General features: G+C 69.5%; 10 protein-coding genes and 2 pseudogenes. 6 read left to right on the top strand and 6 right to left on the bottom strand.

Features of this window, described 5'->3' with window-relative positions; all coding sequences use genetic code 11:
• Positions 1-7 precede the first annotated feature (7 nt).
• Genes ACWC09_RS13025 through ACWC09_RS13015 form a run of 3 tightly spaced genes read right to left on the bottom strand, consistent with a single transcriptional unit; the run spans position 8 to position 3,084 of the window.
• Positions 8-859: a carbohydrate ABC transporter permease gene (locus tag ACWC09_RS13025; protein ID WP_450850582.1), complete on the bottom strand. Its 852-nt coding sequence runs from the start codon at positions 857-859 to the stop codon at positions 8-10.
• Positions 856-1,785, bottom strand: a complete 930-nt coding sequence (locus tag ACWC09_RS13020) for a carbohydrate ABC transporter permease (RefSeq protein ID WP_450850581.1) — start codon at positions 1,783-1,785, stop codon at positions 856-858. Before ACWC09_RS13020 ends, ACWC09_RS13025 begins: the two co-directional genes overlap by 4 nt.
• Positions 1,786-1,794: 9 nt before the next feature.
• Positions 1,795-3,084, bottom strand: coding sequence for an ABC transporter substrate-binding protein (locus ACWC09_RS13015; RefSeq protein WP_450850580.1), 1,290 nt, complete (start codon positions 3,082-3,084; stop codon positions 1,795-1,797).
• A 219-nt stretch (positions 3,085-3,303) separates the two neighbouring features.
• Here ACWC09_RS13015 and ACWC09_RS13010 point away from each other — a divergent pair, with 219 nt between their 5' ends.
• The 6 genes and pseudogenes from ACWC09_RS13010 to ACWC09_RS12985 all read left to right on the top strand — a co-directional run bounded on the left by ACWC09_RS13010 (position 3,304) and on the right by ACWC09_RS12985 (position 6,431).
• On the top strand, positions 3,304-4,314 hold the full coding sequence (locus tag ACWC09_RS13010) for a LacI family DNA-binding transcriptional regulator (protein ID WP_450850579.1): 1,011 nt from the start codon (positions 3,304-3,306) through the stop codon (positions 4,312-4,314).
• A gap of 260 nt (positions 4,315-4,574) precedes the next feature.
• Positions 4,575-4,730, top strand: coding sequence for a hypothetical protein (locus tag ACWC09_RS13005; RefSeq protein WP_450850578.1), 156 nt, complete (start codon positions 4,575-4,577; stop codon positions 4,728-4,730).
• Between the two features lie 120 nt (positions 4,731-4,850).
• A pseudogene (locus ACWC09_RS13000) lies at positions 4,851-5,077 on the top strand (SAM-dependent methyltransferase); the annotation flags it as partial.
• A pseudogene (locus tag ACWC09_RS12995) lies at positions 5,069-5,297 on the top strand (Scr1 family TA system antitoxin-like transcriptional regulator); the annotation flags it as partial. The pseudogenes ACWC09_RS13000 and ACWC09_RS12995, both read left to right, overlap by 9 nt.
• 19 nt (positions 5,298-5,316) lie before the next feature.
• Positions 5,317-5,826, top strand: a complete 510-nt coding sequence (locus tag ACWC09_RS12990) for a MaoC family dehydratase (RefSeq protein ID WP_450850577.1) — start codon at positions 5,317-5,319, stop codon at positions 5,824-5,826.
• Complete coding sequence (locus ACWC09_RS12985; protein WP_450850576.1) at positions 5,823-6,431, top strand: DedA family protein; 609 nt, start codon at positions 5,823-5,825, stop codon at positions 6,429-6,431. The genes ACWC09_RS12990 and ACWC09_RS12985 overlap by 4 nt, the downstream gene beginning before the upstream one ends.
• 142 nt (positions 6,432-6,573) lie before the next feature.
• On the opposite strand, the gene ACWC09_RS12980 is transcribed toward ACWC09_RS12985, so the two are convergent.
• The 3 genes from ACWC09_RS12980 to ACWC09_RS12970 are packed head-to-tail and all read right to left on the bottom strand — an operon-like array spanning position 6,574 to position 12,323.
• Positions 6,574-8,115 carry an alpha-L-fucosidase gene (locus tag ACWC09_RS12980; protein ID WP_450850575.1) on the bottom strand — a complete coding sequence of 514 codons (1,542 nt, stop codon included), beginning with the start codon at positions 8,113-8,115 and terminating at the stop codon, positions 6,574-6,576.
• Between the two features lie 19 nt (positions 8,116-8,134).
• A complete protein-coding gene (locus tag ACWC09_RS12975) occupies positions 8,135-9,982 on the bottom strand; it encodes a family 20 glycosylhydrolase (RefSeq protein ID WP_450850574.1) in 1,848 nt (615 codons plus the stop codon).
• Positions 9,975-12,323, bottom strand: coding sequence for an alpha-L-fucosidase (locus ACWC09_RS12970; RefSeq protein ID WP_450850573.1), 2,349 nt, complete (start codon positions 12,321-12,323; stop codon positions 9,975-9,977). The genes ACWC09_RS12975 and ACWC09_RS12970 overlap by 8 nt, the downstream gene beginning before the upstream one ends.
• Positions 12,324-12,551: the final 228 nt, after the last annotated feature.

The following is a 12,551-nucleotide window of genomic DNA, read 5'->3' as shown; positions in this document are numbered from 1 at the left end:
GCGGCGGTCAGCCCTTCACGGCCCCCTCGCCCACCCCGCGGAAGAAGTACCGCTGCAGACAGGCGAAGAGGGCGATCAGCGGGGCCACGGCGATGACCGTGCCCGCGGCGACGAGCCGTTCGTCGTTGGCGAAGGTGCCGTGCAGATAGTTGAGGCCGATGGTCAGGGTGAACTTGGAGGGGTCGCTCAGCACGATCAGCGGCCACAGGAAGTCGTCCCAGGCGCCCATGAAGGCGAAGATCGCCACGACCGCGACGGTTCCCCGCACCGACGGCAGCGCGATGCGCAGGAACCGCTGCCAGACGTTGGCGCCGTCGACATAGGCCGCCTCCTCGATCTCGTACGGCAGGTTGAGGAAGGCGTTGCGCATCAGCAGCACGTTCATGGCGCCGATGCAGCCCGGCAGGACGACACCGATGAGGGTGTTGTTGAGGCCGAGCTCCCGCATGGTCGTGAACTGGGCGATGATGATGCCCTCGACGGGCACGAGCATCGCCAGGATGAAGACGAGGGTGGCGACCCGACGCCCCCGGTACCGGAGTCGGGCCAGGGCGTAGCCGGCGAGGGCCGAACCGACGCAGTTCGTCACGACGTTGGCGGTAGCGACCTTCAGCGAGTTGAAGGCGTAGTCCCAGACCGGGATGGTGTCCGCGACCCGTTCGTAGTTGTGCAGGGTGGGATGGCCGGGCAGGAACTTCGGCGGGGAGCTGAAGATGTCCTCGGTCGGCCCCTTGAGCGAGGTGGACAGCTGCCACAGGAACGGGCCGACGGTCAGGGCGAGTACGGCGAGCAACAGGGCGTAGCGCAGGGCGAGTTCCCAGACCCGGACGCGGCGGCCGTGTTCGTCGGTGATGCTCACGCCTCGCTCCTCCGGTCCGCCCGCAGCACCAGCAGCATCAACGCGACGGTGACGACGAAGACGACGACCGAGATGGCCGAGGCGTAGCCGACCCGGCCCGTCAGTCCGGTTCCCGTGCGCTGGACCAGCATCACCAGCGTCGTGTCCTCCCCCGCTGGGCCCCCGCTCGGCCCCGCCATCAGATACACCTCGGAGAACACCTTGAACGCGGCGACCGAGGACAGCGCCCCGACCAGCACCATGGTGGACCGCACGGCCGGCACCGTGACGGCCATGAACCGGCGCACCGCCCCGGCACCGTCGACCGCGGCGGCCTCGTGCAGTTCCCGCGGGACGTCGGCCAGAGCCGCCAGATAAATGATCATGTAGTAGCCGAGGCCCTTCCACACCGTCACGGCCATGGCGCTCAGCAGGAGCAGCCACTGGTCGCTGAGGAAGCCGACCCGGCCGACTCCGACCGTCTCCAACAGGGAGTTGATCAGGCCGCGTTCGTCCAGCAGCCACACCCAGATCAGCCCGACCACGACGATCGAGGCGACGACCGGGGTGTAGAAGGCGGACCGGAAGAAGGTGATGCCGGGGATGTTCTTCTGCACCAGCAGCGCGAGCAGCAGCGGCAGGACCACCAGCGCGGGGACGACTCCGAGGACGTAGAGCGTGCTGTTGCGCAGGCCGATCCAGAACATGTCGTCGTGCAGCAGCTCGCGGAAGTTGGCGAGCCCGACGAACGTGCCCGGGATCAGGGTGCGCCGGTCGGTGAAGGCGTTGACCAGCGTGGAGACGAACGGGTACAGGATGAACACGCCGGTGATCAGCAGTCCGGGTGCGGCGAACAGCCAGGGGCTGGCGGGCAGTTGGCGCCGCACGCGCTGCTCACCCCGACGGCTTTGCACGCGCCGCACCCCGGACACGGAGGACAAGGCCATCTCCCGTCCCTAACCCTGCTGCTGGAGAAGCGTGTTGCAGGCCTTGACAGCGTTGTCGAGAGCCGCCTTGGGACTCTCCTTGCCCTGCAGGGCCTTGGCGACCTCGTTCCGCAGCGCCGTCTTCATCTGCTCGCTGAACAGTACGGGCGTGTAATTGACCGCGTTCTTCAGGGACTTGGCGGCGGCGATCCGCACCCGCGTCTCGTCGGTCCCGTCCTCCTTGGTGAAGTACGGGTCGTCGAGGGAGCCGGCGGTGCTCGGGAAGATGGCGACCTTCTTGGCGAAGGACATCTGGTGCTCGGCGTCGGTGACCCAGTGCGCGAAGGCGACGGCCGCAGGGGTGTGCTTGGTCTTGGAGTTGACCATCACGCCCATCACGTACATGTTGACGTGCCCGGTGCTGGTGATCTGGTCGGTGATGCCGATGTTCTTGTACAGGTTCGGCGCGTTCTTCTTGAAGTTGCCGAGGTCGAGGGCGCTGCCGGGGTTCATGGCGACGGCCTCGGTGAGGAACTTCTTGCCGGACGACTCGGGGGTGGCGGTCAGCGCCTGCGGGTCGAGCGCCTTGGCCTCGTACAACTCCTTGTACTTGGTGAGGAGTTGTACGCCCTTGGCGTCGTTGAAGGAGAAGGCGGTGCCCTGCTTGTTCATCAGCTCGACGCCGTAGCGTCCGAAGTCCTCGACGGTGGGGACGTTGGCGAGGGTGGCGACCTTGCCGTCGCTCTTCTTCGCCAGCTCCAGGGCGTCGTCGAAGAGTTCGTCGTACGTCTTCGGCGGCTGGTCGGGGTCGAGGCCGGCCCTCTTGAAGAGGGACTTGTTGTAGAAGAGCGGGCCGGTGTTGAGGTACCAGGGGAAGGCGTACGTGCCGGTCATGCCCGGAATCCGGTGGCTGGCCCAAGCGCCCGCCAGATACTCCTTCCTGTACTTCGCGGCGGCCTTGTCGAGGTCGAGTGCGAGGCCGGCCTTGGCGAGCGGGGCGACGAGGTCCGGGGAGACGTTGACGACGTCCGGCAGGGTGCCGCTCGCCGCGTCCGCGCTGATCTTGTCGGCATAGCCCTCGGCGGGCTGGTCGATCCACTTCACATGGGTGTCGGGGTACTTCTTCTCGAAGTCGGCGATGACACCCTCGAAGTACGACTTGAAGTTGGCGCGCAGATTCCAGGTCTGGAAGGTGATGTCGCCCTCGACCTTGCCGGAGGCGTCGGTCGAGCCGCCGTCGTCCCCGGAGCCGCAGGCGCTCAGCGGCAGGACGAGGGCGGCAACGGCGGCCGCGGCGAAGGTTCTGCGGGATGTGGGCACGGTGAACCGGCCTCCTTGGGGGCGGAGTTGGCCAATGACGCAGACCTTGCACGCCGTTTCCCGGGCCCGTCAATGGCTCCCACAGAGCTAATCTCATTAGTTGCTAATACGCATTAGAGAGTTCCAGCTGAACCGCATTAGTGCATACTGACCCGGGAATGTGTCAGTGGATTGGGGAACAGCGTGTCAGGCAAGCGGTCACCGGCGCGCCGCCCGACGATGAAGGACATCGCACGGCACGCCGGCGTTTCCCAGAGCGCCGTCTCGTTCGCCCTCAACGACCGTCCCGGTGTCTCCGAGGTGACCCGCGACCGGGTGCGCCGGGTGGCCGAGCAGCTGGGCTGGCGGCCCAGTGCGGCGGCCCGCCAGCTGTCCGGGGAGGGCGCGGCGACGGTCGGCTTCGTGCTCGCCCGACCCGCCGACACCCTCGGCGTGGACTCCTTCTTCCTCCAGCTCGTCTCGGGCATACAGGAGGTGCTGGCCGAGCGGCATCTCGGCCTGCTGTTCCAGGTGGTCGAGGACGTCGACGACGAATGTGCCGTCTATCGCCGCTGGTGGGCGGAGCACCGGGTGGACGGCGTCCTCGTCGTCGACCCGCGCACCGACGACCCGCGCCCGGACCTCCTCGACGAGCTCGGCCTGCCCGCCGTGGTGATCGGCGGCGCCCCCGACGAGCGCCACCCCGGCCTGTCGACGGTCTGGGCGGACGACGCGGGCGCCATGGCCTCGGTCGTGGACGAGCTCTCCACGCTCGGCCACCGCCGGATCGTGCACATCGCGGGCCTTCCGGGCCTCGCCCACACCGAGCGCCGTATCCGCACCCTGCGCGCGGAGGCCGAGCGCCGGGGCCTGACCGAGGTGGAGTCGGTGACCACCGACTACTCCGACGCGGAGGGCGCGGCGGTCACCCGCCGGGTCCTGCGGCGCCCCGCTTCCCCGACCGCGCTGATCTACGACAACGACGTGATGGCCGTGGCCGGCGTCGCCACCGCGGCCGAACTGGGCTTCTCCGTGCCGGCCGATGTGTCGGTGGTGGCCTGGGAGGACTCGGCGCTGTGCCGCATGGTCAAGCCGTGGCTGTCGGCGCTGTCCCGGGACAGCGTGGAGTTCGGGCGTACGGCGGCCAGGGAGCTGACGGCGCTGGTGGACGGCGGACCGGCGCGGACGGTGCGGGTACCGGTGCCTCGGGTGATCGTGCGGGACAGCACCGGGGTCGCACGAGGGGCCTGAGCCGGAAGCGGGCCGTGCTCTCCACCAGCGGCGGACGCACCGCACCCGGCTCGCCGTCCACCGTGGCCGCCACGTACGTGAGCATCCGGCCCACCCGTCGGTTGAGGTCGCACGGCAGGTTCAGGGTCGGGGCCGACGCCTCGTCCAGCCGCGCGCTCTGCTCCGGGGTCAGCCGGACCTCCGGCCCCACGAGGTCGGCCTCCAGGAGCTCGCCCGTCCCTGCGGCATGAGGCCGTCCCCCTTCCACCGGCACTTCCGCGGTGGCGACCATCGGGTTCGCGGGCGGCTTCGACAGCGCCTCCCGGTTCGGCCGCGCGTACCGCCGTCGCTTCGGGCTGCCGCCGGGACGGGACGCCGTACGGCTGCGGGCCGCGCCACGCCAGGAGCCCACCGCGGGTTCACCGACGCCCAGGTGACCGCCGTGGTCGAGACGTCAACGGCCGGACACCGCAGGCGACTTCGTGTGACGCTTTCCCCATGACTTCCGAAGACCCGCTGGACGACCGGCTGCAGCTCGACCCGCCCACTCGGCGCGTGTGGGGAACTTCCTGCTCGGCGGCAAGGACAACTACGCCGCCGACCGTCAGGCGGGCGAGATGATCCTCAAGATGTTCCCGGCCATCGCCCTGCTCGCGCGCCTCCAACGGCGCTTCCCGGTCCGGGCGTGAGCCGTCTCGCCGGAGAGGCGGGCATACGTCAGTTCCTGGACATCGGCACCGGGCTGCCCACCGTCGACAACACCCACGAGGTCGCCCAGCAGGTCCCCTTCCACGTCGGCGGCCACGCCGCGGCCGGCGGCCCGATCACCGTGCTGCGCTTCCCGGTCCCGGACCTCCATCGTCTACCTGGAGCAGCTCTCCAGCGCCCTCTGCCTCGACAAGCCCGAGGATGTCGACCACTACCTCGCGGTCATGGACCGGCTGAGCCTGGTCGCGCTGTCGGCCACGGACTCGGTGGGCTTCCTGGAGCGGGTCCTGGCCGAGTATGGAGCACATGGGATCAATGACCACCACCACGCTGAGCGACGCCGACTTCGCCGTGCCCGCCGAGGACCGCTGGTTCGAGGACTACGTCCCGGGCGCGGTCTACGTCTACGGCAGCATCACCGTCACGGAGGAGGAGATCCTCCGCTTCGCCGACGAGTTCGATCCGCAGCGCATCCACACCGATCCGGAGGGTGCGCGACAGGGCCCCTACGGCGGTCTGATCGCCAGCGGCTGGCACACCTGCGGGATCATGATGCGGCTGTACGCCGACCACTACCTCAGCAAGGTGGCCGGGCTGGCCTCGCCGGGCATCGACGAACTGCGCTGGGTGCGCCCGGTCCGCCCAGGTGACACGCTGTCCTTGCGGACGACCGTGCGCAGTGCTCGGGTCTCCCGCACCAAACCGGACCGCGGCCTGCTCCACACCGGGATCGAGGTCCTCGACCAACACGGAGAGCCGGTCCTGACCATGACCGCGATGAACATCCTGCTGCGCCGCCCGGACAGGGTGCTGGTCAGACCATGAGCACGCTTCTCCACTGGCTCGACGACCTGTCCGGGCCCGTGGTGTACGTGGTGGTCGTGGCGTTGGTGTTCGCCGAGGACGCGCTGTTCTTCGGGTTCCTGCTCCCCGGCGAGACCGCCGTGATCGTCGGCGGAGTGCTGGCCCGACAGGGCGTCGTCAACCTGGCCTGGCTGACCGTGGCCGTCGTCCTCGCGGCGATCATCGGGGACGGTGTGGGCTACGAGATGGGCCGGCGTCTGGGGCCACGTCTGCTGGGCAGCCGCCCGCTGCGCCGGAAGGCCGAGCGGGTGGAGAAGTCGCGCGACCTCATCCGGCGGCGCGGCGCGGCCGCGGTGTTCCTCGGCCGCTTCGTCGCCCTCTTCCGCTCCTTCGTCCCGGCGATGGCGGGCGCCTCGGGCATGCCGTACCGCCGCTTCCTGCTGTACAACGCGCTCGGCGGTGTCATCTGGGGGGTCGGCAACGCCCTGCTCGGCTACGCCGCGGGAGCCGCGTACGAGCGTGCCGAGAGCCTGGTCGGCCGGACCGTCGCCGTGGTGACGGCCGGGCTCGCGATCGTGGCCTTCGTCGTCTGGCGTGTCCGCCGGTACCGCCGAGACCATGCGTGACCGCGACCGGGCCCGCTGATCCTGGCCGGAGCGGCCCTGGCCTGCTCCGTGGGCATCCTGACGTCCCCGCGCCCCGAGAGCCTTCCCGACGAGCAGTCACCAGGTCGCCGACGTCCTGGTGACCGCCCCGCGCGGGCTCCCCTCAGACCCGCGACCGGTACAGCCCGAACTCCGCGAGGTGTACGGCCGCCCGTGCCGCCGTGACCCGCAGCCGCCAGCGCCGGGCCCGCACCGGCGCGTCCAGCAGCAGGATGCGGCTCGCGCCGATCGTGCCGGCGGTCGCGACCTGCGTCCAGGAGCCGCCGACCACGGCCTCGACCACGAAGCCCTCGACCTGCTGACCGTGTCGGATGTCCTCGGCGAGCCGGACGCGGTCCACCTCACGGGCCGCACCGAGGTCGACGGTGCGCACCCCGGCCGAGTCCGTGACGTGCGCGCCCCGGGCCAGGTCGGCGGGCAGCTCGGCCTCGATCCGCTCACGGAACTCGCGCAACCGTGTCACGTCCCGGTCCGCGAGCAGGCCGTCCGTGTCCGGCGGCACGTTGAGCAGCAGGACCGAGTTGCGGCCCACCGAACCGAAGTAGATGTCGATCAAGTCATCGACGCTCTTGGGGAGCTGGTCGGGGTGGTAGAACCAGCCGTCGTGGATCGACACATCACATTCGGCGGGCCACCACTGCAGGTAGTCGGTGTTCGGCTGCGCCGTGACGAGCGCGCTGCGGCTGCCCTCGTCGGCGGTGTCGTACGACAACGCCCAGTCGGTACGCCCGTACTGGTTCTCCTTGACCGGGATGACACTCCACTCGTTCTCGCGCGCGGTGCCGCCCTCGTTGCCGACCCAGCGCACGTCCGGGCCGGTCACGGCGATCGCCGCGTCCGGGGCGAGTGAACGCACCAGCGTGTACCAGCTGTCCCAGTCGTAGTCCTCGACCTTGCCCGGCGGGATACGGCCCTGCGCCCCGTCGAACCACACCTCGTCGACGGGGCCGTACTCGGTGAGCACCTCGTAGAGGGTGTTGAGCATATGGGCGCCGTAGTCGGTGGCGTCCAGGGTGTAGGAGCGGTCCGGGGTGCGGTCGTCGCCGCCGACGAGGGTGGGGATGGTGCGCGTCGAGCGGGCGCTGCCGTTGGCGTAGTCCCCGTGCAGGTACTGGTTCTCGTCGGCGGGCGAGATGTAGACGCCGACCTTGAGGCCGTGGCGGCGCATGGAGTCGGCGAAGGAGCGCAGGACATCGCCGTGGCCGCCCTCCCAACTGCTCGACGCCACCGTGTGGTTGGTGTACCGCGAGGGGTAGAGGACGAAGCCGTCGTGGTGCTTGACGGTGAGGATCGCGAGCTTGAAGCCGCCGTCGAGCAGGGCCCGCGCCCACTGGTCGGTGTCCAGGCCGGCGGGCTGGAAGACATTCGGGTCCTCGTCGCCCGTTCCCCATTCGAGGCCGGTGAAGGTGTTGACCCCGAAGTGCAGGAACGCCGTCTGACCGAGCTGCTGCCAGACGATCTGCCGTGCGGTGGGCCGGACTTGGGAGGCCTTGCGGACCAGCTCGTCCGGAGTGTCGTCGGGGCTGACGGAGATCAGGGAGCCGGCCGGACCGGCCGCGGAGACCGCCAGGGCGGGCGCCGCGGGGACGCCGACCGAGGCGAGCGCGACGGCCGAGGCGACGAAGGTACGTCTGGAGACTGCCATGGTGTTCGGGCTCCTCGGGTCAGGCGGCGGTCAGGTGCCACACGGCGGGGGTGCGCTGGTCCGGCGGGTACTGGACCAGTCGGCCGTCGTCGGTGACGCTCAGCGCCATCTGCGTGATCGTGTTGACCAGTCGGTAGCCGCCCTCGCCGGGCTGCAGCTGCCAGCGCTGCAGGGTGTCGGTCGCGTCACAGGCCGCCCGGTCGGCCTCGACGCCGGGCTGGAGCGGCACGTTGAGCGTGAGCTTGCCCCCACTGATCTCCAGGCAGCCGTCGGTGGTCCTGAGGGAGGCATAGCCGTCCGCGGTGCGCGTCAGGTCGGCCGTGAAGGACGCGCCGTCGGTGGTGAAGGTGTACGACCCCTCCGGCACCGGCAGCCGCGTCAGGTCCCGCCACCCGGGAGCGTGCCCGACTGCTGTGCCACGCGCGGTGAACTGGGCGTATGTGGCGTCGGGATGCGGGTCGCCCCAGGTGGCCTGCGCGATGTGGCGCAGGGCGGGCCACAGCTCGACGGCCACCTCGTTCTCGGTCTCACCGCGGCCGTTGTCCGGCCAGAGGCTGATCTTCGCGCCGGTGATCCCCTTGCTGGAGGCGACCTTCTCGCCGTCGAAGCTGCGCGGGTCCCAACTCTGGTCGTACAGCGACGCGGTGTCGGAGTGGAAGCCGCCGCGGATCAGGTAGAGCGAGTAGGCGGCGTTCATCAACGGATAGCCCTGGGCGATGAGTTGGCTGGGCTTGACGGCCACGTTCAGCCAGTGCTCGACCGTCGTCCCCGCCGCCACCGGCACGGTGTTGGCGCCGGTCAGACCGTCGTTCCAGATGCGCAGCCGCTTGCCCTTGCTTGCCGCGTAGGCCTGGACCCGGTTGATGAAGTCGATGTAGGCGTCCTGCGGAGTGGCGCTCGAACCGTACTTCTCCTGGGCGTACTTGAGCATCTGCGGGTACTTGGAGTAGTCCGAGCCGAGCATGTACTCGTCGGCGCCCATGTGCCAGGACTTCGCGGTGAAGACCTGTGCGTACTCGTCCATCAGGCTGGTGTAGTAGTCGAAGGCCGACTGCTGGGTGACGTCGAGCCGGGCGGGCTGCTTGTTGCCGTCGGAGTCGGTCAGCTGCAGGTCGGGGCGGTTCTCTATCCACGGGTCCATATGGCCCGGGGAGTTGATCTCGGGGATGATCTCGACGTGGTACCTGTCGCCCAGGGCGACCAGCTGCCGTATCTCGTCCTTGGTGTAGTAGCCCCAGGTGTCGGCCTCGGGATGGGCGTCGCTCTTCACCTTCAGCTCGACCAGCAGCTGGTTGAGTTTGTCGTACGCCATCTCCCGGACGAGGTTCTCCAGCCAGGGCAGCGTGATGTGGATGTAGCACGCGCAGACGCCGACACCCCGCTCCTTGTAGCGCGGTACGTCGACCGTCCGCCCGGCCGGTATCCGGTCGCCCTGCGCGAGGAGTTGGAGGAGGGTGCGGGTGCCGTAGAAGGCGCCGGTCTCGGTGGCACCGGTCACCGACAGCCGCTTGCCGGCCTGGAGTTCGTAGCCCTCGGCGCCCAGTGAGGTCCGGGACGGCTGGACGTCGATCACGATGTCGCCGCTACGAGCGCCCCCGGGGACGATCGGAACGGTGCCGTGGCCCGCCGCCCGCAGGTCGTCGGCGAGCGTGCCGGCGACCCGGCGCTCGGCCGGAGTGTCGGCGACCAGCCGAGCACCCGACCCGTACACGTAACCACCTTGTTCCGCCGACCAGTTGGTCAGCGCGGGCACCGTCACCGGTGCCTTCTGCTGCTCCTGCGCGACGGCCGATGTCGGCACCACGAGCAGCGTCAGCGCCGCGACCGCACCGAGCAGCCGCAGCGCTCTCTTTCTCAACTCACCCATGCCACTCCACCTTGAACACCCACACGTACCGACCCGCCTTCCGGGCCGTCTCGGGAACGTCGATCACCAGGGCACCGCCCCGCACGGTCCAGCTCAGCGGCCGGTCGTGGCCGAGCAGCGTCACCTTGTCGCCGGCCCGGATCGGCACCGGCGCCTCGACCATGAGCTGCGCGCCCGGCTCGGCCAACGAGTGGATGTAGAACGCCTCGTCGGGACGGACCGTGAACCGCAGGTCCTCGCCGAGTTCGGCCATGCGCGACCAGTACGTGGTGTCGTAGATCGCCTCGCCGTTGGTGCGCAGCCAGGCGCCGGTCTCCCGCAGCCGGGTCTGCAGGATCTCCGCGATGGTGCCGTCGGCGCGCGGGCCGATGTCGAGCAGGAAGTTCCCGTTCTTGGAGACGATGTCGACGAGGCTGCGCACGACCTCCTCGGCCGTCATGTAGGCGTCGTCGGGGGTCGCGCTGTTGTAGCCGTAGCTGAAGGGGTCGAGTCCCCGGCTGGACTCCCACTTGGCGACGACCGTGTTCTCGTACGTCGTGTACTCGGGCGTCGTGAAGTCGTGGAAGGCGATGCCCGACCGGTTGTTGACCGTCACGTCGATCGGACGGGCCCTGTTCTTCGCGTGGTTGAAGTACTCGGCGAGGACGTGAAGGCTGTCGTTCACGCCGCCGATGTCGCACCAGATGATCTCCGGGTCGTAGCCGTGGACCAGTTCGAGCATCTGCGGGGCCTGATAGTCCCTCACGTAGTCCTTGCCGGAGGTGTATCCGGTGTAAGGGACCGGTTCGAGCGTGTACGGGTTGCGCGGGGCGTGGCCCATCCACGGGTTGTCCGGGTTGAACCACTCGGGCATCGAGAAGTAGAGCCCGCGGTGGAGTTCGGGCGTGTACCGCCGGGACGCCTCGAACAGCTCCTTGATCAAGTCCCGCTTGGGGCCCATCTGCACGGCGTTCCGATCGGACACCTTGGTGTCCCACAGCGCGAAGCCCTCGTGATGTTTGGAGGTCAGTACGTGGTACTGGGCACCGGCGTCGCGGAACAGCTCCACCCACGCCCGCGGGTCGAACTTCTCGGCGCTGAAGCGCGGGATGAAGTCGTCGTACGCGAAGTCCTCGCCGTAGGTGGCCCGGTGGTAGGCGTAGGTCGGGTTGTTCGGGTCCTGCATCTGGTCCCAGTACCACTCGGCGTACTGCTTGCCGACCGGCGCCCAGGCGGGCACCGAGTAGACGCCCCAGTGGATGAAGATGCCGAACTTGGCGCCGTTGAACCAGTAGGGCGCCTGGTGGCCGGAGAGGGAGGCCCCGGTGGGCTGGTAGTCCGCGGTGCCGAGCGTCAACTTGCCGGACTGTACGGCGACTTGGGACCCGCGCCCGCTGACCCGCACCGTGCCGTCCTGCTCGGTTCCGGGTGCGGTGCCCGCGCGGTTGCGGATGCCGACGCGGACGCGCGCCTGTTCACCGGGGCCGAGGCGGCGGATGCGGGCGGGCTCGACCGTACGGGCACCGGGGACGTCGACGCGTACGGAGACCTCGTCACCGGTGAGGATCGCGACGGTGCCGGCGTTGACGACGGTCGCCTCGACGCTCTGGGCCCCGGTGCGGTCGAGCAGCGAGCTAGTGGAGTGGGCGTTTCGCAGGGTCAACGCCCGTCCCTGGGCGACGGGTTGGAGCGAGAGCGCGAAGATGTGCAGGGCCGTCCTGCCCGCCTCGGCCGGGTCGCCGACCGGCAGGGTGATCGCGACGGCCTCACGCTGCGGATCGGCCCAGACCTCCGAGGTGCCGATCCCGACGCCGTGCTCGTCCTTGGTGCCGTCCGGCGTGTAGCGATACGGCGCCGACAGCGAGCCGCCCGCCGCGTACCAGTCGGCGCCGCTCAGCCCGGCGGTGGTCGTGGTGCCGTCGGCGTAGTGGACGGTGGCCTTGCCGGAGGCGTTGCCGTAGCTGCCGGCGGTGAGGAAGACGGCCGAGAGGTAGCGGCCCTTGGGAAGCTCGATGCGCTGGCCGAGGGCGACGACATTGTTCTTGGCGCCGGCGGTCGAGGTGGGGAAGTCGAAGGGGATGCCGTCGACCTCGACCCGGCCGGCGGGGAGTTCCTCGCCCGGGAACGTGTAGCCGGAGCCGTCGAAGTCACCGCCCCTGGCGGTGGCCGTGTCGATGCCGTCGTTGTCGAAGAGGGTGTCGATCGGCACGGGGAGCGGGTCGGGGACGGGGACCCACTGCCCGGCCCGGCCGGCACCGGGTTCGGCGGCCCGAGCGTCCGTCGCGGAGGTGAGGGCGAGGGCGGCAGAGGCGGTGACACCCGCGGCGGCGCCCAGGACCTGACGTCTTGGATACGTACGCATGAGCGGCTCCAATTCATCGGATGTCTGATCATTGGGCTGCGATCAGGGGCTGTCAATGGGGCGCGGACGCAGCCGAGTTGAGCCATTGGTCGGATGACCCGCTGGTCAACGAGCACATACTCAGAACCGGCGCTCAAAAAGTCCAAGAAGACGGGCCCGAATGTCCAAGACCGGCCGCCCCTCGACGTGACGCCCCGGTACGGGCACAGTTCTCCCTACATACTCGCC

The organism is Streptomyces sp. NPDC001617, assembly GCF_053596855.1.
The sequence above is the reverse complement of the archived record's forward strand: the minus strand, read 5'-3'. Positions and strand labels throughout refer to the sequence as shown.